A 24744-nucleotide genomic window follows, 5' to 3' on the forward strand; every position below is an offset into this window, starting at 1 on the left:
GTCGCAGCCACCTCGCACCGGCGCCGCGTTCATGCAAGACTTCGGCGCGATGTACCACCTCCTGCTCTCGCCGTTGACCTGGGGCCTGTTGCTGGCCGCCTTGCTGTGGCTGACCTGGTCCCGGCTATGGGCGCCCGTGCGCGCGCTTGGCATCGTGCTGATGTTCGCGGTGCTGCTGCTGTGCACGCCCCTGGCGGCCAATGCACTGATCGGCGATCTCGAATCGCGGATACCGGCCAGTGCGCACTGCACGGCGCCGGGCACGCCGATCGTGGTCCTGGCCGGTGGCCTGGAAGGAGAACCCCGCGCCGATGACGACTACGCCGCGCTGACCCAGGCCAGCTGGCGACGCCTGCGTGGCGCGGTGGAATTGTGGCGCACCGACCCGCGCTCGCCGCTGGTGATCGCCGGCGGTGGGCCGTTCGCGATCAAGGAAGCGTCGCTGCTGGTACGACTGGCGCAGGACTGGGGCGTGCCGGCGTCGGCGCTGCGCACCGAGGTCGCCTCGACCACCACCTGGGAAAGCGCCTTCGCCCTGCGTGGCACGCTGCCCGCGCAGATGCGCCTGGTTACCTCGGCTGCGCACCTTCCGCGGGCGCTGCTGTCGTTCCACAGCGCCGGGTTCCAGCCCTGCGCGCACGCCAGCGATTCGGCCTACGTGCCGATGGGCAGCATCGGCTATTTCCTGCCGCAGGTTTCGGCGGTGGAGAAGACGCAGACCGCCCTCTACGAGATGGCGGGCATGGTCGATTACCGCATGCGCGCAGGCAAGGACGCGGCGACGACGGCATCGCGCTAGCGCCCGCTGGCTACGAGGTGCGCACGAAGGCCAGCGGTGGCCCGATCGCAGGCGCGTGCTCCGGCACGGTCGCCTGGCCCAGCAACCGGTCGTAACGATCCAGCAACTGCGTACCGATCGCATCCCAGCCGTAGCGTGCTTCGGCGAGCTGGCGTGCTGCGGCACCCATGCGCGTGACGCGTTCCGGCGAGTCCATCAAGTCCAGCGTCGCCTGGGCGAAGCCCTCGGCGTCGTCGGCGAACAGCGCGCTCTCGCCATGACGCAGCGCGATGCCTTCGCTGCCGATGGTCGTGGTGACGATCGCCTTGCCCAGCGCCATCGCCTCGAGCACCTTCAGCCGCGTGCCGCTGCCGGCGCGCAATGGCACGACATACACGGCGGCCTGGTGCACGGCCGGTCGCAGGTCCTCGACAAAACCGGCCAGGCGGACGTTGCCGGCAACCGCGGCGGGGACTTCATAGCCATCGGCCTTGCCGACCAGGACGAACCGCGCTTCCGGCCGCGCGGCCAGGATGCGCGGGAACACCGACTGCAGGAACCAGTCGACGCCGTCGCGGTTCGGGAACCAGCCCATCTGGCCGACGAACACCAGCCGCGACGGGTCGGGTGCGGCCGATGAGGGCCTGTTGCCATCGAGGTCGACGCCATTGGCGATCACGTCCACCTCGCGGCCAGGCGCCAGCCCGCGCAGCGACGCGGCATCGGGGTCGGAGCAGGCCAGGATGGCATCGGCGCGGCGGCAGGCACGTTGCTCGAACGCGTGCAGTCGCGGCACCTGGCTGGACAGGAACAGGCGTGCGGCCAGGCGCGGTTCGATCTGCGCGCGCTTGGCGAGCAGGCTATGCTCGACGTTGTGCGCGTTGAGCGCGACCGGCACGCCGGCCGGGACGCAGTCGACGTGCGCCAACAGCGGCAGCATGTCGAAATGGACCAGGTCGGCATCGCGCGCCAGCTCGACCAGGCGACCGCGAAGCGCGGGAGAGTCGTACTTGGCGACGAGGAACGGCGAGCGCGTCAGCGTGCCGCGCAGCAGCGCGGTCGCCATCGCCACGTGCGAATGCTCGCTGGTGATGGCAAAGGTCTCCAGGCGCGCGAGCACGTCCCGCAGGGGCCCGGCCTCGTCCAGCGCGTCGTCCTTGCGCAGGAAGCTCAGCAGCGTGACCTCGTGGCGCGAAGCCAGTGCCTTGAGCACGTGCCAGGCGCGCAGCTGGTGTCCTTCTCGCGGCGGATAGGGCAGGCGGCTGGTCAGGGCGAGGATGCGTGCCATCGGCGCTCCCGTCAGTGCTTCCGCCACAGCCGCGAAGGTCCGGCCAGCGATGCCGGGAGCGACAGCAGCGCGGCCAGGTTGAGCATCACGAAGCCACTGGCCGCCGGCAGCAGCGGCAGGCGCGAGGCGAGTTTCGGCAGGCCAAGCCCGATCATGGCGCCGGCGTAACCGAGCAATTGCGCGTAGAACGCCCACTGGTAGAACCGACCGCTCGCCAGCGCCGACGCAGCCAGCGCCAGCAGCAGTGCCCATGGCACCAGCAGGCGCAGGAACTTGTGCGAGAACCAGGCGAAGAACACCGGGTTGGCGAAGGGGTTCATCAGCGCCGGCATGCGCGCGAGCAACTGCCAGTTGCCGGCGAGCGTGCGCAGCTTGCGGTGGAATTCCTCGTCGGCGCTGGCGCTGGCATGGTCATGCGCGATCGAGTGGCGCGACATCCACACCTGGTGACCCGACCACAACACCTGCAGCGGCATCCACATGTCATCGAGCACGGTGCCAGCCGGAATCGGCCGGAACAGGTGCCGGCGCATGGCATGGATCGCGCCGGTGACGCCGTGCAGCCAGCCCAGTCGCGCCTCGTCGGCGCGCAGGCGTTTTTCCATTCGCCAGTACAGTCCGACGCCTTCGGTGGCCGCGCGGTCCTTGCCTGCGGCGATGACCAGTTCGCCGGTGACCGCGCCGATCGCCGGGTCGGCGAACGGCGCCACCAGCGCCCGCAGTGCCCGCGGCGCGAAGCGCTGGCGCACGTCGGTGAATGCGACCAGTTCGGTCTCGACCTGGCGCAGTGCGGCGTTGATCGCCGCCGCCTTGCCGACGTTGCGCGGCAATGCCAGCACGCGCACCCGCGGATCGCCGATGGCAGCCGCGTCGGCGGTGCCGTCGCGGCTGCCATCGCTGACCACCAGCACCTGCAGCCGCTGCGGTGGATAGTCCTGGGCGAGGATGTCGTCGATGCGCGCTGCGATACGCAGTTCTTCGTCGTAGGCAGCGACGACGACAGTCAGCGGCGGGCACAGGCGCGACTGGAACGGCACCTGGCCGTAGCGCTGCGACAACAGCGCGACGAACAGCGGATAGCCGGCATAGGCATAGGCGACCATGGCCGTGCACAGCCAGAACACGGTCTCGGCACTGGTCGCCAGTGTCGTCATAGCAGGCGCTCGCGCAGGCGCTGGTAGCCGTGGTTGCCGAGCACGCGTTTGGGCAGCGACAGTGCCGCGTGGCGGGCCTGCAGCAGCCGCGGCGCAAGCCCCTGCCAGTGCACCAGCGCGGCGAAGTCGTCCATGCCCAGGTTGCGGGTGATGGCCAGACGCTGCAGGCAACGGTCGCCGCGCGCGCGCAGGTTGCGGCCGGGCACCGAACCGAGCACGTGGCGGTAACCCAGGGATTGCGCGGCGTTCAGTTCGCGCTCGCCACCGCGGCCGCCGGGCAGGGCGATGGCATCGACCGGCCGCCGGCTCAACGCCTGCAGGCGGCTGCGGCTGTCGTCCAGTTCGGACATCAGTGCGGTCGTGTCCAGGTCCTCGAGGAAGGCATGGCTGCAGCCGTGCGAGCCGATGCCCATGCCGGCCGCCGCCAGCTGCCGCACCTCGTCGGCCGACAGCATGCCGGTCGCGCCGATGAAGCCGGTGGTGATGTAGAACTCGGCTTTCATGCCGCGCTCGAGCAACAGCGGCAGTGCGACCTCGACGTTGGACACGTCGCCGTCGTCGAAGCCGATCACCAGTGCACGGTCGCCGCGCTGCTGCATCGCCTCGTCGAGGAGCATGCTGCGATAGCCCTGCGCCTGGATCCAGTCGAGCTGGCGTGCGAACCGCTCCGGCGCCACGCTGTACACCGGATCGAAGCGGCCGCGCGAACGGTCATCGGCATGGAGGCCGTGGTACATCAGGATCGGCAGCCGGGCAGGGCCTTTGGCGGCTTCTTCGGTCATGGCCTCAACCCGGTTGGACGCTGCGGTCGTGAAGCGGTTCGACGGCACCGCGACATCCGCGCAGCCAGCCAAGCAGGCCACTGGTCTCGCTGAAGAACAGCGCCCGCGACAGGCGCCCGGACGGTGCAAGGAAGCGCTGCTCGTGGACGTTGAAACGCATCAGCCGATAAGGGTCGGCGCCAGGGCGGTTGATGCCTTCGATGGAGGTGGTCGCGGTCTCGAAGCCGGCTTCGCGTACCAGCCGCACGTCACGCTCGCCGAAGTCCTGGCTGCCGCCGTTGGGGTAGGCGAAGTGACGCGGCGGCATGCCCAGCTCGGAGGTGATGCTGGCGTGCGCCAGGCCGATCTCCTCGCGCGCGGCGGTTTCGTCGAGCCGGCTCAGGATGGCGTGGCTGCAGGTATGCCCGCCGATCTCGACGCCGTTGACGTAGAGCTTGCGGACATCGTCCCAGTCCAGCATCTCGCGGTTCTCGTGCGGGATCGGGCGCGGCCGGGTCTGTTCGCACAGCTGGTCGACCCAGGCCTCCAGCTCGGCCGGTTCGAGTTCCTTCAGGCGCGGCGGCAGCAGGGTGTAGAGGCGATAGCGATCGTCGGGTTCGGCAAGGTCGAAGTGACCCATGCCGAGGCCGCCGAGGTCGACCTGGTCGCGGCTTCGCGACTCGATGGCATGGGCCAGGCGATAGGCCCAGATCGGTTCACCACCGATGTGCCCGGTGGCGACATACACCACGGCCGGCACGCGGCCGAGGCTGGCGTCGATCAGTCCGAGGTTGTCGTGGTAGCCGTCGTCGAAGGTGAGGGCGTAGCGCACGCGTTGTGGCGCCGCCGGCGACAGGTCGCGCAGGCCCTCGCCCAGGCCGACCAGTGCCTGCTGGCCGCGCAGCCAGCGGATGATCTGACGCAGGTTGCCGCGCGACATGCTCAGCGGATACGGGTCCGGTTCGTCGCGCAGGCGGTGCAGCATCAGGATCACCAGGCCGGCGCCGCTGACCTGGCGGTACAGCCAGTCCAGCCCGCTGTAATGGCTGCACAGCGCGAGCAGGTAACGAAGCCATGAGCGCAGCGGGGCGGTCATCGGCCGGCCTCCTCGGAAGGCAGCTGGCGCGCCTTGACCACCAGCGCCACGTAGGTCCAGAAGTAGGCGACCACCGGGTAATAGGTGAAGCGGTCACCGAACAGGTTGCTGATGATCATCGAGATCCAGGCCCCGAGCAGGCCCAGCGCCAGCGCGTACTGCCATGTGCCCGAGCGCGCACGGGTGACGCCGCGCCAGGCGGTGTAGAGCAACGACAGCAGCACGCCCAGCAGCATCACCGCACCGATCACGCCGCCTTCGCTGAGGGTGCGGATGTAGAGGTTGTGCGTGTCCTTGCCGTAGGGGTTGATTTCGCGGTGGTGGAACGTATGGAAGCCCGTGCCCATCACCGGATGGCGCAGGAAGTTCGCCCAGGCGACCTTCCAGTACTCGATGCGCATCTCGGTGCTTTCGTCGCGTTGGCCTTCTTCCACGGTGGTGCTGTCGAATCGTTCGACCACCGACGACGGCAGCACGCTCGGCAGCAGCGCTGCGGCCAGCACCAGCGGCAGGATCAGCTTCCAGCGGCCGCGCCAGACCAGGATCACCGCGACCATCCCCACGATCAGGCTGATGTAGGCCGTGCGCGAGTAGGCGTACAGCACGCCCAGCACCATGCAGGCGACGCCACCGGCCAGCAGCAGGCGCCACCTGCGCGACAGCCGGCAGGCCAGCAGCAGTGCAAACAGCACCACCGCGACGGTTACGCAGAACGCGGCGAACTCGTTGGCGCCGAGCAGCGAGAACGTGCCGCTGATGCGCAGGTCGTCGGTGTAATGGTCGCGACCCACGCTCGTGTGCTGCACCCACACCACCTTGGCGATGTAGGGCAGTGGCACCAGCATCATCAGGACGATCATGCGAAGGCCCTGCCAGTCGCGCACGCTCATCTGCACCAGGTACAGCATGAACACCGCGATCAGGTGATCCTTGAGCTGGTTGAAATGGGTCTCGGTTTCGGTGACGTACTGGTAGCCGATCGACAACGACACCACCGCGTAGACGGCATACGCCATCGCCCAGAAGTTGATCGGCTCGCCGGGCACCAGGCGCCCGCGGATCGCGAAGGCGGTCGCCAGCGACAGCAGGAACATGATGTTGAGGAAGTTCACCCCGCCACCGATGTTGGGCAGGTATCCGGTGGTGATGTTCTGCAGCGGCAGCAGGACCAGGAACAGGTACAGCGGATAGTTGCGCGGTGCCCTTGCGACCTCGGCGACGCGCGCGGCGGCCGTGGCGGGGCGGGCAGCGGCGGCGGCCGCGGACGGCACACCACGATTGAGTGCGCGAGCCGCGAGCGGGAAACGCGGCTGCGCGGTGCCGGCGGCGGAATTGCCATTGCCGGCGCCGCCCATGCCCGCGCGGCGGTTGATGGCGTCAGGACGCACGGCGGTCATGCGTGGTCTCCAGCAGCCGGCAGTAGAGATCGAGGTAACGGCCGGCCATGGCCTGTGCCGAGTGGTGCTCGTCGACGTAGGCACGCGCCGCAACGTCGCGGCGCCCGCGCAGCATCAGTGCTTCTTCCAGCGCGGCCTGCAAGGCCACGACGTCGCCGGCGGGGACCAGCCGGCCGTGCTCGGAGCCGGCAAGCAGCCGTGGGATGTCGCCGACCGCGCTGGCCAGCACCGGCACTTCGCAGGCCATGGCCTCCAGCACCACCAGCGGCATGCCCTCGCCGAGCGACGGCAGCACCAGGCAATCGGTCATGGCGTAGATCACCGCCATGTCGTCGCGCGCGCCGAGGAAGTGCAGCTGCCGTCCGCGGGCCAGGCCAAGCTGGTCGGCCTGCGCCTGCAGCGCTTCCCGCTCCGGGCCATCGCCGACGAGCACCAGCGTCGCCCCGGGCGAATGCGCCGCCACCGGTGCGAACGCCTGCAGCAGCATCGACAGGTTCTTCTCGCTCGACAGCCTCGCCACGGCGGTGAAGACATGCGATCCGGCGGCTATCCCGAGGCGGTCCCGCAGCACTGCCGCGCCTGCGCCGTCGGCGTACGTGGTCTCGATGCCGTTGTCGATCTGGTGGATGCGCGAGCGCGGGATGCCTGCCCGCAGCAGGCGTTCGACCTGTTCGGCGGCAACCACCACCAGTGCATCGAAGCGGCGCAGCAGGGCCAGTTCCAACCGCGTGTACAAGCGCAGCGACGACGAGCCCTCGACCCAGCCGTGCAGCGTGGCCACCAACGGTGCCGGTTGCCGGCGCGTGGCCAGCCAGGCGTAGAAAGCGCTCTTGTAGTCGTGGCTGTGGACCACCGGTGAGCCGCCGATCGCGATCTGCGCGACCAACGCATTGACGGTGCCGGTGTCGATGCGGCCGCGGCAGGGCAGCAGCACCGAGTCCTGGCCCCGCGCACATGCCAACTCGTGCAGGGGTTGCTCGCGCATGCGGTAGTTGTTGATGTTGAGCAACCGGCTGCGGACACCGTGGCCGGCCAGGCCGTTGTTCAGCGCCAGCACCATGCGGTCGGCGCCGTAGAGGCCGGCACTGGACCGCAGCAGCAGCGTCGACAGCGGGGCAACGCTCATGCCGGCCTCTGCGTGCGCTGGTTCAACAGGTGGCGGTACATCTGGTCGAATGCCTGGACCATCGCATCGAGCGAGAATTCGCGCTCGGTGCGGCTGCGTGCCGCGGTGCCCATGTGCTGGGCCAGCTGCGGCGAGCGCACCAGGGTCTGCATCGCCGCGGCCAGCGAGATCGGATCCCGCGGCGGCACCAGCAGACCGGTGGTCTCGTGCTGGACCAGGTGCAGGTTGCCGCCGACCGCGGTGGCGATGACCGGCAGCCCGCACGCCATGGCTTCGAGGATCGCGTTGGACATGCCTTCGCTGGACGAGGCCAGTACGAGTGCGTCCAGGGCAGGAAGGATAGCCTCGACGTCGTCACGGAAGCTCAGCAGCACCACTGCGTCGGCCACGCCCAGCGCGGTCATCCGGTCCTGGACCTGCGCCAGCATGGGGCCGTCGCCGATCAGCAACAGTCGCACCTGCCGTGCCGTGCGATGAACCTGCGCGAAGGCGTCGATCAGGTCGATGTGGCGCTTGACCTCGGTCAGGCGGGCGACACATCCGAACACGACCGCCTGCTGTTCCAGGCCAAGCGCACGACGCGCATCCTGGCGGGCCTGTGCGGTGGCGGGGGAGAAGCGGCGCGTGTCGACTCCATTGGGGATCCAGCTCATGCGCAGCGCGTCGAGCTGCTCGAACCGGGCCAGGCCCGACAGGATCTGCCGAGCCGGCGCCACGACCGTGTTGAAGCGCGGATTGAGGAAACGGAACAATTGCTGCAGCCGCGCGCTCTTCTTGAACCCCATGTCGCGGCGGTTGGACACATGCACGGTGCCGTTGCGGCGAGGCAGCAGCGCATTGAGCAGGTCCGACTTCTCGTGCTGCGACTGGACGATGTCGAAGCCTTCGGACCGCAGCAGGCCACGCAGCGCCATCCAGGCACGCAAACCGCTTCGATCGTAGACCGCATTCACCGGCTGGGATTGCAGATGCACGCCCGCGAGGCGCAAACAGGCCTGGCCGGGCGACGGCATGAAGCCCGCGTGCAGCTGGACCACGCTGACGCGGTAGTGCTCGCGCGGCAGCCGCGTCGCCAGGTTCTGCAGGAAGCGCTCGCTGCCGCCTGGCGCCAACACCGGGGTGTCGGTCAGCAGCAGCAGGCGGATGCGCCGGTCCTGGCGACCGCCGGCCGCTGTATCAGCGGGTATAGCGAACGCTGAAGATGGCGGCATTCTCGTCATAGCTGGCTTCTGCAAGGTTGCTGTCGCGTTCCTGGTGGCGCAGATCGAAGGAGATGCTCCAGTTGCCGGTCAGCAACTTGGTCAGGGCCAGGTACATGGCGAAGTCGTCGTCGTCGCGCTCGAATGCGTCGAAGCTTCGATAGCCACGCGACAATTGCACGGTGGTGTACAGGGTCGGCTGGAAGCGGTAGGTCATGCCAAGGCCGATTCCGTAGCTGCCCTCGCTCTCCACGGTCGGGTCGACGTAGTCGTTGTTCTCGTAGTAGGGCAGCACGTCGAAGTCGAAGCGCTCGCCCGTGAAGTGGTAGCCAAGTTGAAGCCGGCGCTGCTGGTAGACGTCCGGCGTGACCGTCAGGTCATCGGCCTGGTCGCCGATCGGCGGCCCGCCGATGGTGTCGGCGCGCGAAACCAGGTCCAGCGCGGCGTCCGAGAACTGGTAGTAGAGCCCGGCGTTGAGCGTGCTGCGCGCCGTTGGGCGCCAGTTGCCGACCAGGCGGAACAGCGGCGAGCTGTCCTCGGCGCCGTCGAAGCTGGTCAGTTCCACCCACGAATAGCCAACCACCAGTTCGACATCGATATTGGCCAGCGTGCGGTTGTAGCTGCCGAAGATGTCCTCGCGCCGGTAGTTGGCGTTGAGGCTGGTGTCGTCGTAGTCGACCTGGCTTCCTTCCACGGTCAGCCGCAGGCGCGTGGTCGGGCCTGGACGCTGAACCAGGCTGGCCGAGGCGCTGTAGCGGTCGCCGTCGAAATCGTCGGTCTTCTCGGCGTAGTAATTGTTGTAGCGAACCTTCAGCTCGCCACCGGTGACCGAGCCGGGGCGGATGTTCAGGTCCGCGCCGGTGACGAAGACGTTGACCTGCTGCTGGTTGTCCGGCGCGTTCGACTGGAGTACGTCGATCGGTTCGTAGCTGGCATAGTCCTCGACGATCAGCTTCAGGCGGTCCTGCCAGGTAGTCCAGGCGAACTGGCCGGCAAGCCCGGTGCGAACGTCGTCGTCGTAGAGGCCGCCGGTGTAGTACAGGTACTCGATGCCACCGCGTGCGGTCAGGGTCGTGTTACGGCCAACCTGGCTGACGTCGAAATCGAGCGTGCCGCCCAGCGTCGTCTCCTCGTTCGGATCGCTTTCGGTCAGGGCGATGTTGTCGCTGTACTCGGCGTATCCGCCCAGGCTGTAGTTGATCGTCGCCGCCTGCGAGCAGGTTACGGCGGTGAGCAGCGCGATGCACAGCGCCGACCTGCGCAGCCGGCGTGCGTTCGCAGGGTATCCTTCGCTGGCCATTCGCGCTCCTTCATACGCCTTCATTGAAGACGACGCCTGCGAACTTGTTCGGGTCGAAGTTGCCGGCAGCCAGTGAGATCGCCGCGGCGGTGTCGCGGCCGTAGCCGGCCACCAGGATGACGACGTCGGCGATGTCGGCCAGGATGCGGGCGTCGGGCGTTCCGCGCACCGGCGGCCCGTCCAGGAACACATAGCAATTGGGATTGCGGCTGCGGATCGAGTCCAGCAGCAGGCGCATGCGCGACGAGGAGAAGTGCTCGGCACCCACTTCGCGCGTGGTGCCGGCCGGGATCAGGCGCAGGCCCGTGACTCCGGTGTCGTAGACGACGTCGCCGAACTCGGCGTCCGGATTCTCCAGGTAGTCGACCAGGCCGCCGTACGGAGTGTCGATCTTCATCGTGTGGTGCTGGGACGGGTGGCGCAGGTCGCAGTCGATCAGCAGGGCGCTCTTGGTCTCGTCGAATGCCATCGCCGTGGCCAGGTTTCGGGCGACGAAACTGCCGCCGCTGCCGGCACTGACCGGCGCGACCAATGCGACGAAACTGCCTTCGACCGCGGCGAGCAGACGCGTGCGCAGCTCGCGGAATGCGTCGACCTCGGGGCGGGCGATCGCACCACGGTGGATGATGGCGCGCTCTTCCAGCTGCATCGGCGAGAGCGCGGTAACGCCGGCCACCGGCGAGATCGAGCGTTGGCGGTCGCGCTCGAGCTGGACATCGTCGAGTTCGATGATGGGCTGCGGCGCTGCATTCATGGCATTTGCACCATCTTGGCGATCAGGGTCAGTCCGTAGAGGATCGGCACGAGCAGGAAGATCATCGCGGCGAAGACGAAACGGCGGTTGCCGTGCCGGCGCGCCGGAGCGGTCTGGTAGCGCGGCACCGCGCCGAGCACCGGCAGTGCGGCCAGGCTTTCGATCTGGTGCGGCGAACGCACGCGCGGATCGAGGCGGACGAAGCCGAGCAGCAGGATCAGCGGCGCCAGCGTGGCGGCGCCGAGGCCGGCGCTGGCCACGTGCTGCAGGCGCAGGCCGACACCGCGCAGCGGGTAGGTCGCCGGTTCCTGGATGCGGAAGCTCAGGCCGCGCTGCTCGGCATCCAGCCCCATCGACACGCGCGCGTTCTCGCGGCGCTTGAGCAGGTCCTGGTAGAGGTCGCGGTTGACTTCGTAGTCACGTGAAAGTTCGGCGAGCGTGCTTTCCGAGGCGGCTATGTGGCGACTGCGTGCAAGCTCCTGGTCCAGCAGCGCCTGGCTGGTGGCGATGCGCGAGCTGATCGCGGCGCTGCGGCGGCGGTTCTCGGCGGACTTGCTCTTCAGCTCGCCGTAGAGGGGATTGAACGATGCAGGACCATCGAGCGTCTTGGCTTCACCGTTCTTCTGCGCCAGCTGGTTCGCATCCTCGCGGCGCACCTCGTCCTCCAGATCACGCAGCTGGTGCTCCACGCGGATCACGTCCGGGTGCTGGTCGGTATAGTTCATGAGCAGCCGGTCTTTCTCGTTCTGAAGTTCGGCCATGCGCGCCAGCAGTTGCCCGGAGCGGGTCTGCACCACGCTGATCTCGTTTTCGCCATTGAGCTGTGCCGCAAGCGCCTCGCCCTGGGAGTTGAGGTCCATCAGCTCCATGCGCGAGCTGTCGACCATCCGTCGCAGCTCGCCGATGCGGGAGTTGACGTCGCCTTCGATGCCCTGGCGCGCGTCCGGGTTGGACTTGCGGTAGGCCTCGAGCTTGGATTCGGCGTCGGTGAGCTTCTTGTGGTACTGCTGGACCTGCGAGTCGATGAATTCGTAGGCCTCGCGGCTTTCGCGCTCCTTGGTCGCCAGGCTCTCCTTGATGATCAGCTCGGCGAAGCGCTTGGTCACGTCGTGGGCGCGCCCTGCATCGGTGTCGGTGTACGACACGCGGATCAGGTTCTCGCGCGGGTTGGAGATGATCGTGCGATTGGTGATCTGCTCGATCAGCTGTTCGCGCATCAGCGGCGAGGGATTGGACCTGAGCCAGCCACCGGTCTCGAGGATCTCGTCCATGACCTTGCGGCTGAAGGCAACCTCACGGGTGATGCCGGCGCGGCTGGACACACCGGTCGGCACGGCACGGCCTTCCATCAGTGGCTTGATGATGTTGCTCTCTTCCACCAGGATCGTCGTGCTCGAGTTGTACTTCTTCGGCAACAGCAGGCCGAAGGCCAGCGCCGACAGCGCGATGACGGTGAAGATGCTGGCCAGCAGCACCGGATGGCGCCTGCATTCCTCGATCGCGACCGGTGCCAGCGTGGCCACGGTCGATGGCCGGGATTCCGCAACGGAAAGTTCCATGGATCCGTTCATAGCGTGCGTTCCGGAACAGTGATGACGTCGCCTGGCGCGACCTTGAAATTGGTGGACAGGTCGCCGTCCTCGAGGATGTGGTCGAGGCGGACGGCATAGCTGCGCGTGCTGTCACCGGTCTTGCGGTACAGGTCCGACTTCGCCGGCGCGGCGAACTCGGTGACGCCACCGGCGGCGAGCACGGCGTCGAGCACCGTCATGCCCTGGCGGTAGGGAATCGAGATCGGCTGGCGCACGGCGCCGGTCACGCGCACGCGCGACAGGTACTCGTGGCTGCGCAGGTCGGTGAGGATCACCGCGACCTGCGGATCACGCACGAACACGGCCAGGCGGGTCTGGATGTCCTTGGCGACTTCGTCGGGAGTACGGCCACCGGCGGAGACATCGCCGATCAACGGTACCGAGATCTTGCCGTCCGGGCGTACCGGGACGGTGATGCCCAGTTCCGGGTTGCGCCAGACCGACACCTGGACGATGTCGTCGATGCCGATCTGGTAGGAGTCGACCGAGTGTTCGCTGCTCGGAGGTGGCGCGCCGGCGGTGTCGCCGGAAGAGGCGCACGCCGAAAGCAGCAGCAACAGGCCCATGGTCTGGACGATCTGGATCAAGCGCATGGCAATAAGCCCCCCTTGCATTCGTGTCATTCCAACGGCGGGAAGTGCCCGATCCGGCCATCGTCCGGGGGGAGCCAGGGGCGCCGGTTGCCTTCGCCGGCGCCCTTTTGCCGAATCCGGTGCGAGCGATGCGCGTTCGCATTCAACCGGTTGCTGCCGGTGCCGGAAATGCCGGTGTTCTGCGTTCCAAAGATCAGGACGGAGGGATTGCCCGACGTCTGGGGAGCAGCCTGCCGGTGTCACGGTGTCTCGGCGCAGGGTGCGGGTGGAGACCATCACCGTCGAGATCATCCAATGCGAATTCTCGTGTGCGGCGGTGCAGGCTATATCGGCAGCCATGCCTGCGTGACCCTGTGTGGCCGCGGCCACCACGTCGTCATCGCCGACAGCGGCGTGAACAGTTCCCCACGCGTGTTGCAACGGCTGCAGCGACTGGTCGGTGCACCGGTGTCACTGCATCGGATCGACATCCGTGACCGGCGGGCGATGGCGGCGCTGTTCGCGACTTACCGGTTCGACGCCGTGTTGCACTTCGCCGCCCTCAAGGCGGTCGGGGAGTCGTGCCGGAAGCCCCTGGACTACTTCGACAACAACATCGGCGGCACCATCGCCTTGCTGCAGGCGATGCAGGAGGCCGGCGTGCGCCGGCTGGTGTTCAGCTCGTCGGCCACGGTCTACGGCGATCCCAGCCAGGTGCCGGTGCGTGAAGATGCCGGCCTGCAGGCGCTCAATCCCTACGGTCGCACCAAGCTGGTTGCCGAGCAGCTGATCGAGGACCTGTGCCGGGCGGACGATCGGTTCCGCGCGGCCAACCTGCGCTACTTCAACCCGGTCGGCGCGCATCCCTCGGGCCTGATCGGGGAGGACCCGTGTGGCGAACCCAACAACCTGATGCCCTACATCTGCCAGGTCGCGGTCGGCCAGCGCGACCACCTGCGCGTGTTCGGCGGCGATTATCCGACCGTCGATGGCACCGGTGTGCGCGACTACATCCACGTGGTCGACCTGGCACAGGCCCATGCCGACGCGCTCGAGTACATGGTCGCGGCCGACCGCGGGTTCACCGTCAATCTCGGCACGGGGCGCGGCATCAGCGTGCTGGAACTGGTGCATGCCTTTGAACGCGCCAGCGGGCGACGCATTCCCTACGAGATCGTCGAGCGCCGGCCGGGCGATTCGGCCGAAGTGTTCGCCGACCCGACACTCGCGCAGCAACTGCTGGGCTGGCGCGCCCAGTACGACGTCGACGCGATGTGCCGCGACGCCTGGCATTGGCAGGCGATCAATCCGCAAGGCTACCGCTCGCCGCTGCGCCGTGCCGCCGCGCCGCGCGTGGAGCGTCCGCGCCGGGTTGCCGCGCGACTTGCCGGAGCCTGAAGTGGGAGCGGCTTCAGCCGCGACGACATTGGACTGGTTCAGCGTGAGCCGCTGGCGGTGCCTTCCTTGACCTCGACTTCCCCGGCCAGCGCCCGCTGCAGGCCATCGCGAAGCTGCGCCGGCTTGCCGATCGGGTTCCATACCGGTTCGCGGCCGAACCGCACGAAGTACGTCGACAGGAAGCGCTGGTTGTCGGCCGGCAGGCTGGCGAACAGGTCCGGTTCGAACAGGTCCGGCTCCAACAGGTCCGACCCATGCCCGTCGACCCGCATGCCGTAGCCCATCGCCCGCAGCACGGTTGGATAGAGGTTGAAGTGACTGGCCTTGTCGCGGTTGTGGTCGGCTGCATCGCGCAGCATCGGCGCCATCGCGGCGTTGCGGGTAATGGCGACCAGCGGCACGCGGCCTTCGCCGGCGGCAGCCTGGCCGGTCGTGCAATGGGTCTGTGAGCCGGGCGAGCCGTCCTCGTGGAAGTTCTGGCCGTGGTCGGCGGTGTAGAGGATCAGGGTGTCGTCCAGCGGCGCGTCGGCCAGGGCCTCGCGGAAGAACTCGCGGGTGTTCCAGGCCACGCAGTTGCGATAGCTGTTGACCTGGCGCCAGCGATCCTCGGAACTCGCCGTGCCCGAAGCATTGGGCTGCGGGGCGACATCGGGATCGGCCTCGTTGCTGAAGTAGGTCCGTTCCATGATCGGCGAGTACAGCGTGTTGCCGGCCGGATACTTGCCCTCGTACGGGAAGTGGCAGCCGACCTTGTTGACGTAGATGAAGCTGGGCCGGGGCCGCTTCAGCATCTGGTTGAGCATCCGCCCGGCCTCGGCGTCCTTGCGCTCCAATGGTACGGAGGCGTCGATCTGCACGAACTCGTCAATTTCGTCGCGTTCGCGTTCGTCCATGAAGTTGTGCAGTTTGCCGCCATGGCGCTGGGCGTCGATGTAGATCGTGCGGTAACCGGCGCTGTCGGCATAGCGCCAGAACGACGGATTGACGTCGAGGTCTCGCAGGTAACTGTCGCGAGTGACGCCGTAACGCACGCTGGCGTTGGAAGTGGAGGAGCAGTTCGCGGCCGATGCGGCGATGCCGAAGTTGAACAGGGCCGGTCCGAGCGGGCGCAGTCCGGTCTCGACGCCGTCATCGACGTTGATGTCGACATAGTCGCCGCGCACGCTCTCGTCCATGACCAGCACGACGTGACGGAACGGCTGCTGGCCCGGGTGCTGCAGCGCCACGTCCTGGCGTTGCGGCGTGGCCGGTTCGAACACCTTCTCGGCGCCGAGCACGAACGCGAACGCAGCGGTGTTGTACTGGCCTGGGAAGCCGTTCGAGCCTTCGCCGCCGCGAAGGTAGAGGATCGCGGCGATGACGAGGATAGGCAGCAGCTGCATCAGGCCCGGGTTGCGCAGGGGCCAGGCCAGCTGCGCCGGCAGCCATGACGGCGAGGGAAAGACCGGCGGCAGGTTGAGGGCGATCACGCCCAGCAGCGACCACAGCGCTGCCTGCAGTAGTTCGGCGTCATGGAAGCCGACCAGGTTGCCGGCGAATCCGATCAGGCCCAGCAGCTGCTCGAACTCGGACAAGCCCAGGTGGCTCGAGGCGATAAGGGCATGGCTGAGGGTCATCGTGCTGGCGAGGAAGAAGGCAATGCTCCAGCCGACCCGGGTCATGGTGCGCGCGTGGAAAGCGAGCGCCAGCATCGACACCAGGCACAGCAGCCAGATGCCGACGAACACGAGCAGCCCGGGTTTCACGCCGATGTGCGCAACGCGCTCGGCCAGCAGGCGATTGGTGCCAATCAGGTAAGTCCCGATCAGCACCAGCTTGAGAGCGACCAACGCGATGGTTGCCGCCTTCGAATGCACCTGCCTGGACATGCACCGCCCCTCGCTCGGCCCGCCCGCCCGGTCGCTGCGTGGCAGTCGACCGGGTCCGGCCCTAGCACAGGTCAATGACCGGAGTGTGTCGGGTCCCGACTGATGAAACGCAGTCCGACGCCCGGTTCGGTCGCGATCCAATGCGGCGCTGCAGCATCGTCGCCGAGTTTGTGCCGCAACTTGCCGACCAGGATGCGCAGGTAGTGGGTGTCGTGCTGGTGGGTCGGCCCCCACAGTTCGCGCAGCAGCTGCGGTTGGGTGACGACGCGGCCGGCATGCTGGATCAGCAGTGCAAGCAGGGCGTATTCCTTGCGCGTCAACGCCACCGGCTCGCCTTGCAGGCGCACTTCGCGCCGCGCCAGGTCGACGTGCAGGCGGCCGTCGTCGTACAGCGGCTGCGAGCCCGCGGGAGCGGCGTGCGAACGCAGCAGCGCACGCACGCGCGCCATCAGCTCCTGCACGCCGAACGGCTTGGTGACGTAGTCGTTGGCACCGGCATCGAGTGCGGCGACTTTCTCGGCCTCGCCGGCGCGCACCGTCAGCAGGATCACCGGCACGCTAGACCATTGCCGCAACTCGCGCAGCACCTCGTGGCCGTCGCGGTCGGGCAGTCCCAGGTCGAGGATGACCAGGTCCGCGCCGTGCGTGGCCAGCGCCTCCAGTCCGCCCTGGCCGGTCTCCGCGCTTTCGACCGCATGGCCCTGCGCGCGCAGGCTGATGTCGAGGAACTTGCGGATCTGCGGCTCGTCGTCGATGACGAGGATGCGGGCGGGCGGGGTGGCGGTGTCGGGTTTGGGTTCACTCATGGTCTTTCAGTCGTCATCATTCCTGCGAAAGCGTCGCGAAGGCGGGGGCCCAGTGGCGTTGCTTCGGTATCCGAAGACCAAAGGCAACGACGCCGGGTTCCCGCCTTCGCGGGAATGACGGATCCTGTTTTCAACTCGGCTCCAATCGCGGAAGCGTAATCCGGATCGTCGTGCCGCGCCCGTCCGGACCCGGCAGCGCCTCGACGCCGCCACCGTGCGCGCCGATCATGCCCTGGCAGATCGCCAGGCCCAGGCCGGTGCCCTGGCGGCCACGATCTCCACGCTCGACGCTGTAGAACATGTCGAAGATGCGCTTGCGCTCGTCCTCCGGAATGCCCGGGCCACGGTCGCGCACGTCGATGCGCAGCTGGCCGTCGTCGATGTCCTGGGCGCGGATGCTGATCGCCGCACCTGGCGGCGAGAACTTGGCGGCGTTCTCGAGCACGTTGAACAGTGCCTGCTCGACCAGCGCGGGGTGCACCCAGATCGGGCGCAGGCCGGGTTCGATCGAGACATCGAACGCGGCCCCGGATGCGTAGCGTTGCAAACGCGTCACCGCCGAGCCGATCAGCTCGTCGACGCCGATCCAGTCGCGGTTGAGGGTGAGGCCGCCGTGGCCGAGCCGGGTCATGTCGAGCAGGTTCTGGATGTAGCGGTCCAGGCGTTCGCCTTCGATGCGGATGGTCTCCAGCAGGCTGTGCCGGTCCTGCTTGTCCATCGCGTCGGCGTAATGGTCCAGGCTGCTGGCCGATCCGATGATCGAGGCCAGCGGCGAGCGCAGGTCGTGCGAGACCGACGACAGCAGCGCCGAGCGCAGGCGCTCGGTCTCGTTGCTGATGCGCGCGTTCTCCAGGTCGGAGACCAGCCGCGTGCGGACCACGGCCTGGGCGATGTCCTCGGCCATCGCTTCGGCGAGGCGGCGTTGTTCGATGCCCAGGCGATGCAGCTGCGGCGGAAAGCGCAGGCCGAGCAGGCCGGTCTCGCGCTCACCCAGCGGCAGCGGCTGGAACCACCATTCCGAGCCGGCCAGCGTGTCGGTGTAGCGCCCCGAGGCCTGCCGGTGGCGCACTGCCCAGTCGGCGGCGGCGCGGTCCTTCCCGGTCAGCAGCTCGGCGTGCACCTGGTGATCGCCGACCTGCAGCATCACCTCGGCATCGAGTGCGCGCCGCAGCGCATCGCGCCCGGCCTGCAGCACCTGGCCGAGGTCGGCGGCGCTGGCAAGCTGCCGTCCCAGGGTCTGTAGCGCGGTGGCCTGGGCATTGGCGGCGCGCAGGGCGACCACCTGCATGCGCAGCTTCGATGCCAGGCGCCCGGCCACCAGCGCGGCAATCAGGAACAGCACCACTGTCGTCACGCCCTGGCGGGCGCCGATCAGCAGCGTGTAGCGCGGTTCGATGAAGAAGAAGTTGTAGGCCAGGAAACACAGCACCGCCGAGATCACGGCCGCGGTCATGCGTGTGCGCGCGGCCACCAGCACCACGGCGACGATGAAGATCAGCGACAGGTCGTCCAGCGCGATCCAGCGTTCGGCGATCCAGGCCAGCGCCGTGGCCAGCGCGGCCGAGGTCACCGCCAGTGCGGTGTCGCTGCGGTTGAGGTAGCCACCGGGCTGGCGCCAGGAGCGGCGCGCCCGCGCACGTGCCTCCGGCGTGCTGACGATGGTCAGCTCGTAGTGGGCGCCGCGCTGGATCAGCTGTTGCGTCAGGGTCCGGTTGAACATGCGCGCGACCGGTCGTTCGCGGGTGCGGCCAAGGACTATCGTGCTGGCGCCGGATCGCGCAGCCTGGTCGAGCAGGGCGTCGACGATGCTGTTGCCGTGCAGCACCAGCGCGTCGCCTCCGAGGCGGCGGGTGAGGGCGAAGGCACGATCGAGTTCGAGCTGTTGCGCTTCGCCGGCAGTGTCCGCGCCCTGCACGGTCACCACGGTCCATGGCGAGTCGCGGCGCTCGGCGATGCGACGGGCGACGCGCACCAGGTATTCGGACTGGCCGCGGCCGTCGATCGCCACCATCACGCCGCGGCGCATTGGAACGCCGGGCAGGCCGCGCGCGGTCTGCGCTTCGCGCAGGTCGCTGTCGACACGGTCGGCCGCTGTCTGCATCGCCAGTTCGCGCAGGGCGGTCAGGTTGCTGGGCGAGAAGAAGGCCTGCAGGGCGTGTGCGGCCTGGTCGGGCACGTAGACCTTGCCCTGTTGCAGGCGTTCGATCAGTTCGCGCGGCGGCAGGTCGACCAGGACGATGTCGCGCAGGCGGTCGAACACGGCATCGGGCACGGTCTCGCTGACACGCACGCCGGTGATGCGGTGGACGACGTCGTTGAGGCTTTCCAGGTGCTGGATGTTGATCGTGGTGAAGACATCGATGCCGGCATCGAGCAGTTCGATCACGTCCTGCCAGCGCCGTTCGTGGCGGCTGCCGGGGACGTTGCGGTGGGCGAGTTCGTCGACCAGGGCAAGCTTGGGCTTGCGGGCGAGGAGGGCGTCGAGGTCGAGCTCTTCCAGCGTTTTGCCCTGGTAATCGATGGGTTTGCGCGGCAGTACTTCCAGGCCTTCGATCAGGGCGGCGGTTTCGGCGCGGCCGTGGGTCTCGACCAGGCCGACGACGACGTCGAGGCCGCGGCGCTGCAGTTCGCGGCCGCGGCTGAGCATGGTGTAGGTCTTGCCGACGCCGGGTGCGGCGCCGAGGAAAATCGTCAGGCGACCGGCGCCCTGGCGCTGCAGTTCGCCAATGAGTGCGTCTGCCTGGGCGCTTCTTGTGTCGGTCATGGGGCCATTGTGCCTGCGTGGGTTGTTGCGGTTGCGTGCGCGTGTCTGTCTTCGGGTTGGCGTTGGCCGCTGGGTCGGGGATTGCTACGCCCCTTAGTCGGACATCCTGTCCGAATGCGGGGCGCGGGCCATCCATGGCCCGCTGCTCCGCAATCCCCGACCCAGCGGCCAACGCTCCGCCGTGTCATTGCCCGGTCTTCGTCAAACGCAAAGCCCCTCTCCCGCTTTGCGGGAGAGGGGTTGGGGTGAGGGCCGCCTTTGCCTGTTACTTGAGCGCATCCAGTGCCAGGTTGAGTTGCAGTACGTTGACCCGCGGCTCTCCCAGCACGCCAAACTGCGGCGCCTCGGTATGCGCGGCGACCACGGCCGCAACATCGTCATCGCTCAGCCCTCGCGCCTTGGCAACCCGCGCGATCTGCACCTGCGCACCGGCCGGCGACAGGTGCGGATCCAGTCCGCCACCCGATTGCGTGACCAGCTCACCCGGCACCTGTGCCGGGGTGATGCCTTCGCGCTTGGCGACTTCCAGGGTCAACTCGTCGATGCGCTTGCGCAGGTCCGGATTGCTGCGGGCCATGTTGCTGCCGGCGGCGGCCATCGGGTCGTAGTTGGCGGCCGACGGACGCGGCTGGAAATAGCGGGCATCGGCGAACGGCTGGGCCACCAGTGCCGAACCGCGCGCCTTGCCGTCGACCGTCACGATGCTGCCAGTGGCCTGGTGCGGGAACAGCACCCGGCCCAGTGCGGCGCCGGCCAGCGAGTAGAGCAGGCCGAATCCGACCAGTATCACCACGGTGAACACCAGCGGGGCACGCAGCGACGTGCGGTCCTCCAGCACGGCCGCGTGCGCGGCCGGCGGAACGTGCGAAACAGAAGTCACGGAAGTCATGTCAGAACCCCACTGCCACAAGGACAAGATCGATCAGCTTGATACCGGCGAACGGCAGCAGCACGCCGCCGACGCCGTAGACCAGCATGTTCCGGCGCAGCAGCGAGACCGCACTGGCAGGTTTGAAGCGCACGCCGGCCAGGGCCAGCGGAATCAGCGCCGGAATGATGATCGCGTTGAAGATCAGCGCCGCCAGCACCGCGTTGGTCGGGCTGGACAGCCCCATCACGTTCAGTGCCGCCATCTGCGGAATCGCCGCGGCAAACAGCGCCGGCAGGATCGCGAAGTACTTCGACACGTCGTTGGCGAGCGAGAACGTGGTCAGCGCGCCGCGGGTGATCAACTGTTGCTTGCCGACCTCGACCACCGCCAGCAGCTTGGCCGGATCGGAATCCAGGTCGACCATGTTGCCGGCTTCCTTGGCCGCCTGCGTGCCGGAGTTCATCGCCAAGCCGACGTCGGCCTGGGCCAGCGCCGGTGCGTCGTTGGTGCCGTCGCCGACCATCGCCACCATGCGGCCACCGGCCTGCTCGGCGCGGATGCGGGCGAGCTTGTCTTCGGGCCTGGCTTCGGCGATGTAGTCGTCGACACCGGCTTCTGCGGCAATCGCGGCGGCGGTGAGCGGGTTGTCGCCGGTGATCATCACCGTGCGCACGCCCATCGCGCGCAACCGGGCGAAGCGCTCCTTGACGCCGTGCTTGACCACGTCCGACAGCTCGATCACGCCGAGGATATGGCGACCTTCGGCCACCACCAGCGGGGTGGCGCCGCCGCGTGCGACCTGCTCGATGCGCGCGGCCAGCTCCGGCACGACCTGTCCGCCGAGTGCCTGCACATGCTGGGCAATCGAATCGCCGGCGCCCTTGCGGATCACGCGACCATCCCGGCCTTCAATCGGAATGTCGACGCCCGACATGCGGGTCTGCGCGGTGAACTGCACGTAGTGGGCCTTCTCCGGCTCTGGTACGGTGCTCTTGAGCTCGCGCGCCAGGCGCACGATCGACTTGCCTTCCGGCGTCGGGTCGGCCAGCGACGACAGCAGCGCCGCATCGCGCAGCTGGCTCATGTCGACGCCGGCAAGCGGATGGAACACCGTGGCCTGACGATCGCCATGGGTGATGGTGCCGGTCTTGTCGAGCAGCAACACATCGACGTCGCCGGCCACCTCCACCGCCTTGCCTGACTTCGCCAGCACGTTGGCCTGCAACGCACGGTTCATGCCGGCGATGCCGATGGCCGGCAACAGGCCACCGATCGTGGTCGGGATCAGGCACACCAGCAGCGCGATCAACAGCAGCGGATCGAGCCGGGCGCCGACGAAACCGGCCAGCGCGGGCAGGGTGACGACGACGATCAGGAACGTCAGCGTCATCGCCGCCAGCAGCATCGTCAGTGCGATTTCGTTTGGCGTCTTCTGCCGGTTGGCGCCCTCGACCAGCGCGATCATGCGGTCGAGGAAGCTGTGGCCGGGCTCGGCGCTGACCTCGACGATGATCTCGTCGGACAGCACCTTGGTGCCGCCGATCACGCCGGAGCGGTCGGTGCCTGCCTCGCGCAACACCGGTGCGGACTCGCCGGTGACGGCCGCCTCGTTGATGGTGGCCACGCCTTCGACGATCTCGCCGTCGGCGGGGACCAGTTCCCCGGCCGAGACGATGACGCGGTCGCCAGGACGCAACGTTGCCGCAGCGACGCGGCTTTCACCGGCAGCGCGGGTCCTGCCGTTGAGGCGACGCGCGACCAGGTCGCGCCGCGCCGCACGCAGCGAGGCGGCCTGGCCACGACCACGCGCTTCGGCCACCGCTTCGGCGAAGTTGGCGAACAGCACCGTCACGAACAGGATCAGCGTCACCGCGATGCCGAAGGCGGGATTGCTCGGCACTGTTACCGTGATCAGCGCCGACAGGATCGTGCCGAGCAGCACGATGGCCATGACCGGGCTCTTCACCGCCTGGCGCGGCGACAGCTTGCGGAAGGAATCGATCAGCGACGTACGCAGGGCTGCGCCGTCGAGGCCCGCCACCGATTGGCGGCGGGCTATACCCAGATGGGTTTGTGTTGTGTCAGTCATCGTGAATGTCCAATGTTGCCGCTCGTCATCCCCGCGAAGGCGGGGACCCAGCGTCTGTGATGGGTTGCGCAGGAAGTCACTGGGTTCCCGCCTGCGCGGGAATGACGGGTGTCAGGTGATCTGCGATGGGACCCATCACCAGGGCGGGCATGAATTGCAGGACGGTCAGGATCACGATCACAGCGACCAGCGTCAGTGCGAAGGTCGGCGTCTCCACGTGCAGCGTGCCGCTGCTTTCCGGGGCCACGCGCTTCTTCGCCATCAGGCCGGCCACGGCGAGCGGGATGATCAGTGCGGGGAAGCGGCCCAGGGCGAGAACCAGCGAGCAGCTCAGGTTCCACCAGTACGTCGCATCGCCCAAGCCTTCGAAACCGGAGCCGTTGTTGGCGAATGCCGAGGTGTACTCGTAGAACACCTGGCTGATGCCATGGAAGCCCGGATTGGAGTTGCCGGTGATCGACGGGAACACCAGGGTGATGGCGGAGAAGCCCAGTACCACCAGCGGCTGAAGCAGGATCAGCAGCGCCAGCAGCTTCACTTCAGGCGCTTCGATCTTGCGTCCGAACAGCTCCGGTGTACGCCCGGTCATCAGGCCGGCCAGGAATACGGCGAGCATCAGGTAGACCAGGAACTGCTGCAGGCCGCAGCCGACGCCGCCCCAGACCGAGTTGATCAGCATGTTGACCATCGCCATGCCGCCGGTAAGCGGCGCCAGCGAGTCATGCATCGCATTGACCGAGCCGTTGTTGACCTGCGTGGTCAGGGCCGACCACAGCGCCGACGACTCCACGCCCAGGCGCACTTCCTTGCCTTCCATCAACGCCGGGTCGGCCGCGGTGGAGGAGTAGACCTCGGACCACATCGACAGGCCGGTCGAGGCCAGCGACATCAGCAGCATGGTGCCGAACACCATTGCGGTCAGTCGCTTGCGGCGCGTGAACGGGCCGACCATGAAGGTGATCGCCAGCGGGATCAGCAGGATCCCCAGCACTTCGATCAGGTTCGACAGCGGCGTGGGATTCTCCAGGGCCACCGTGCTGTTGGGGCCGTACCAGCCGCCACCGTTGGAGCCGAGCTGCTTGATGGCGACCATCGGCGAGACCGGGCCGAGCGGGATCTTCTGCTCCTTCATCTCGACGCTGGCGTCGACCGGCGTGATGCTGGGGCCGGCCTGCAGCGTCGACGGCACGCCCTGCCAGGTCAGCAGGACCGACCACACCAGGCACAGCGGCAGCATGAAGCGCAGCGTTGCGCGGGTCACGTCGGCCCAGTAGTTGCCGATGTCACGCTCGGCGCCATCCTGTGCGGCATGACCTTCGGTCTTGCTGGCCATCTGCGCCGCGCTCTGCTGGGCCATGGCCGGACGGCCACCGAACAGACCACGCAGCGTGGCCACCACCATCGCCAGGCCCATGATCGGCGTGGCGACCTGCAGGCCGACGATGCCGACCATCTGCGACAGGTAGCTCAGCTGCGACTGGCCGGAGTAATGCTGCTGGTTGGTGTTGGTCAGGAACGACACCATCGTGTGCAGGGCGGTGTCCCAGCGCATGTTGGGGATGTCGTCGGGGTTGAGCGGCAGCCAGGCCTGGGTCATGAACTGCGCCCAGACCACCAGGCCGACGACCAGGTTGCTGACCGCGAATGCCTTGGCGTAGCCGCGCCAGCTCATGCCGCGTTGCGGGTTGGTGCCCAGCGCCTTGTAGATCAGGCGCTCGACCGGTCCGACGACGCGGTCGACCCAGGAGCGATCGCCGCGCATGACGCGGGCGAGGTAGTGTCCGAGCGGCCAGCCCAGGCCGATCGCAAGCACCAGTACAAGTAGTGTCTCGGTCATTGTTGTGCTCTCAAGCCGTCATCCACGGGCAGGCGGAGATCCGGCACGGCCGGATCTCCGTCCATTCGCATGACGGCAATGCCTTGGAAATCCC

At 67.9% G+C, this 24744-nt stretch carries 19 protein-coding genes; 2 read left to right on the forward strand and 17 right to left on the reverse strand.

What is annotated here, in order from left to right; genetic code table 11:
• Nucleotides 1-31: 31 nt before the first annotated feature.
• Nucleotides 32-799 carry a YdcF family protein gene (locus AC3A3X_RS07120; RefSeq protein WP_487582327.1) on the forward strand — a complete coding sequence of 256 codons (768 nt, stop codon included), beginning with the start codon at nt 32-34 and terminating at the stop codon, nt 797-799.
• Nucleotides 800-809: 10 nt separating this feature from the next.
• Here AC3A3X_RS07120 and AC3A3X_RS07125 read toward each other — a convergent pair whose 3' ends face one another.
• The 11 genes from AC3A3X_RS07125 to AC3A3X_RS07175 are packed head-to-tail and all read right to left on the reverse strand — an operon-like array spanning nt 810 to nt 13038.
• Nucleotides 810-2066, reverse strand: a complete 1257-nt coding sequence (locus AC3A3X_RS07125; protein WP_487582328.1) for a glycosyltransferase family 4 protein — start codon at nt 2064-2066, stop codon at nt 810-812.
• 11 nt (nt 2067-2077) lie between these two features.
• Nucleotides 2078-3220 carry a glycosyltransferase family 2 protein gene (locus tag AC3A3X_RS07130; RefSeq protein ID WP_487582329.1) on the reverse strand — a complete coding sequence of 381 codons (1143 nt, stop codon included), beginning with the start codon at nt 3218-3220 and terminating at the stop codon, nt 2078-2080.
• Nucleotides 3217-4002, reverse strand: a complete 786-nt coding sequence (locus AC3A3X_RS07135) for a polysaccharide deacetylase family protein (RefSeq protein ID WP_487582330.1) — start codon at nt 4000-4002, stop codon at nt 3217-3219. The genes AC3A3X_RS07130 and AC3A3X_RS07135 overlap by 4 nt, the downstream gene beginning before the upstream one ends.
• A gap of 4 nt (nt 4003-4006) precedes the next feature.
• On the reverse strand, nt 4007-5077 hold the full coding sequence (locus tag AC3A3X_RS07140; protein WP_487582331.1) for a polysaccharide deacetylase family protein: 1071 nt from the start codon (nt 5075-5077) through the stop codon (nt 4007-4009).
• Nucleotides 5074-6474 carry an O-antigen ligase family protein gene (locus tag AC3A3X_RS07145; protein ID WP_487582332.1) on the reverse strand — a complete coding sequence of 467 codons (1401 nt, stop codon included), beginning with the start codon at nt 6472-6474 and terminating at the stop codon, nt 5074-5076. Before AC3A3X_RS07145 ends, AC3A3X_RS07140 begins: the two co-directional genes overlap by 4 nt.
• Nucleotides 6455-7600, reverse strand: a complete 1146-nt coding sequence (locus AC3A3X_RS07150) for a glycosyltransferase (protein WP_487582333.1) — start codon at nt 7598-7600, stop codon at nt 6455-6457. Before AC3A3X_RS07150 ends, AC3A3X_RS07145 begins: the two co-directional genes overlap by 20 nt.
• The gene (locus AC3A3X_RS07155) at nt 7597-8811 is read right to left on the reverse strand and encodes a glycosyltransferase (RefSeq protein WP_487582334.1); all 1215 of its coding nucleotides are present in this window, start codon (nt 8809-8811) and stop codon (nt 7597-7599) included. The genes AC3A3X_RS07150 and AC3A3X_RS07155 overlap by 4 nt, the downstream gene beginning before the upstream one ends.
• On the reverse strand, nt 8777-10099 hold the full coding sequence (locus AC3A3X_RS07160; protein ID WP_487582335.1) for a surface lipoprotein assembly modifier: 1323 nt from the start codon (nt 10097-10099) through the stop codon (nt 8777-8779). Before AC3A3X_RS07160 ends, AC3A3X_RS07155 begins: the two co-directional genes overlap by 35 nt.
• 10 nt (nt 10100-10109) lie before the next feature.
• On the reverse strand, nt 10110-10853 hold the full coding sequence (locus tag AC3A3X_RS07165; protein WP_487582336.1) for a P-loop NTPase family protein: 744 nt from the start codon (nt 10851-10853) through the stop codon (nt 10110-10112).
• Nucleotides 10850-12412, reverse strand: a complete 1563-nt coding sequence (locus AC3A3X_RS07170) for an XrtA system polysaccharide chain length determinant (RefSeq protein ID WP_487582337.1) — start codon at nt 12410-12412, stop codon at nt 10850-10852. Before AC3A3X_RS07170 ends, AC3A3X_RS07165 begins: the two co-directional genes overlap by 4 nt.
• 8 nt (nt 12413-12420) lie before the next feature.
• Complete coding sequence (locus AC3A3X_RS07175; RefSeq protein ID WP_487582338.1) at nt 12421-13038, reverse strand: XrtA/PEP-CTERM system exopolysaccharide export protein; 618 nt, start codon at nt 13036-13038, stop codon at nt 12421-12423.
• A 294-nt stretch (nt 13039-13332) separates the two neighbouring features.
• Here AC3A3X_RS07175 and galE point away from each other — a divergent pair, with 294 nt between their 5' ends.
• Nucleotides 13333-14415, forward strand: a complete 1083-nt coding sequence (galE, locus tag AC3A3X_RS07180; RefSeq protein WP_487582339.1) for a UDP-glucose 4-epimerase GalE — start codon at nt 13333-13335, stop codon at nt 14413-14415.
• A gap of 38 nt (nt 14416-14453) precedes the next feature.
• On the opposite strand, the gene AC3A3X_RS07185 is transcribed toward galE, so the two are convergent.
• The 6 genes from AC3A3X_RS07185 to kdpA all read right to left on the reverse strand — a co-directional run bounded on the left by AC3A3X_RS07185 (nt 14454) and on the right by kdpA (nt 24650).
• A complete protein-coding gene (locus AC3A3X_RS07185; protein ID WP_487582340.1) occupies nt 14454-16283 on the reverse strand; it encodes a sulfatase-like hydrolase/transferase in 1830 nt (609 codons plus the stop codon).
• Between the two features lie 71 nt (nt 16284-16354).
• Nucleotides 16355-17089 (reverse strand): response regulator, encoded by a 735-nt coding sequence (locus AC3A3X_RS07190; RefSeq protein ID WP_487582341.1) that lies wholly within the window; start codon nt 17087-17089, stop codon nt 16355-16357.
• A 130-nt stretch (nt 17090-17219) separates the two neighbouring features.
• On the reverse strand, nt 17220-19853 hold the full coding sequence (locus tag AC3A3X_RS07195) for an ATP-binding protein (protein WP_487582342.1): 2634 nt from the start codon (nt 19851-19853) through the stop codon (nt 17220-17222).
• 265 nt (nt 19854-20118) lie between these two features.
• Entirely contained in the window at nt 20119-20742 is a 624-nt protein-coding gene (gene kdpC / locus AC3A3X_RS07200) for a potassium-transporting ATPase subunit KdpC (RefSeq protein ID WP_487582343.1), read from the reverse strand.
• A gap of 1 nt (nt 20743) precedes the next feature.
• Entirely contained in the window at nt 20744-22813 is a 2070-nt protein-coding gene (gene kdpB / locus AC3A3X_RS07205; RefSeq protein ID WP_487582344.1) for a potassium-transporting ATPase subunit KdpB, read from the reverse strand.
• A 76-nt stretch (nt 22814-22889) separates the two neighbouring features.
• Complete coding sequence (gene kdpA / locus AC3A3X_RS07210) at nt 22890-24650, reverse strand: potassium-transporting ATPase subunit KdpA (protein WP_487582345.1); 1761 nt, start codon at nt 24648-24650, stop codon at nt 22890-22892.
• Nucleotides 24651-24744: the final 94 nt, after the last annotated feature.

It is taken from the genome of Lysobacter sp. Soil_N_23, assembly GCF_057656135.1.

Coding starts and splice junctions, on each gene's coding strand:
- AC3A3X_RS07190 (WP_487582341.1), bottom strand. CDS start 17,089: ATGAGTGAACCCAAACCCGACACCGCCACCCCGCCCGCCCGCATCCTC.
- AC3A3X_RS07135 (WP_487582330.1), bottom strand. CDS start 4,002: ATGACCGAAGAAGCCGCCAAAGGCCCTGCCCGGCTGCCGATCCTGATG.
- AC3A3X_RS07120 (WP_487582327.1), top strand. CDS start 32: ATGCAAGACTTCGGCGCGATGTACCACCTCCTGCTCTCGCCGTTGACC.
- AC3A3X_RS07125 (WP_487582328.1), bottom strand. CDS start 2,066: ATGGCACGCATCCTCGCCCTGACCAGCCGCCTGCCCTATCCGCCGCGA.
- AC3A3X_RS07165 (WP_487582336.1), bottom strand. CDS start 10,853: ATGAATGCAGCGCCGCAGCCCATCATCGAACTCGACGATGTCCAGCTC.
- AC3A3X_RS07185 (WP_487582340.1), bottom strand. CDS start 16,283: ATGTCCAGGCAGGTGCATTCGAAGGCGGCAACCATCGCGTTGGTCGCT.
- AC3A3X_RS07155 (WP_487582334.1), bottom strand. CDS start 8,811: ATGCCGCCATCTTCAGCGTTCGCTATACCCGCTGATACAGCGGCCGGC.
- AC3A3X_RS07195 (WP_487582342.1), bottom strand. CDS start 19,853: ATGACCGACACAAGAAGCGCCCAGGCAGACGCACTCATTGGCGAACTG.
- AC3A3X_RS07150 (WP_487582333.1), bottom strand. CDS start 7,600: ATGAGCGTTGCCCCGCTGTCGACGCTGCTGCTGCGGTCCAGTGCCGGC.
- AC3A3X_RS07170 (WP_487582337.1), bottom strand. CDS start 12,412: ATGGAACTTTCCGTTGCGGAATCCCGGCCATCGACCGTGGCCACGCTG.
- galE (WP_487582339.1), top strand. CDS start 13,333: ATGCGAATTCTCGTGTGCGGCGGTGCAGGCTATATCGGCAGCCATGCC.
- kdpA (WP_487582345.1), bottom strand. CDS start 24,650: ATGACCGAGACACTACTTGTACTGGTGCTTGCGATCGGCCTGGGCTGG.
- AC3A3X_RS07175 (WP_487582338.1), bottom strand. CDS start 13,038: ATGCGCTTGATCCAGATCGTCCAGACCATGGGCCTGTTGCTGCTGCTT.
- AC3A3X_RS07140 (WP_487582331.1), bottom strand. CDS start 5,077: ATGACCGCCCCGCTGCGCTCATGGCTTCGTTACCTGCTCGCGCTGTGC.
- AC3A3X_RS07145 (WP_487582332.1), bottom strand. CDS start 6,474: ATGACCGCCGTGCGTCCTGACGCCATCAACCGCCGCGCGGGCATGGGC.
- AC3A3X_RS07160 (WP_487582335.1), bottom strand. CDS start 10,099: ATGGCCAGCGAAGGATACCCTGCGAACGCACGCCGGCTGCGCAGGTCG.
- kdpB (WP_487582344.1), bottom strand. CDS start 22,813: ATGACTGACACAACACAAACCCATCTGGGTATAGCCCGCCGCCAATCG.
- kdpC (WP_487582343.1), bottom strand. CDS start 20,742: ATGACTTCCGTGACTTCTGTTTCGCACGTTCCGCCGGCCGCGCACGCG.
- AC3A3X_RS07130 (WP_487582329.1), bottom strand. CDS start 3,220: ATGACGACACTGGCGACCAGTGCCGAGACCGTGTTCTGGCTGTGCACG.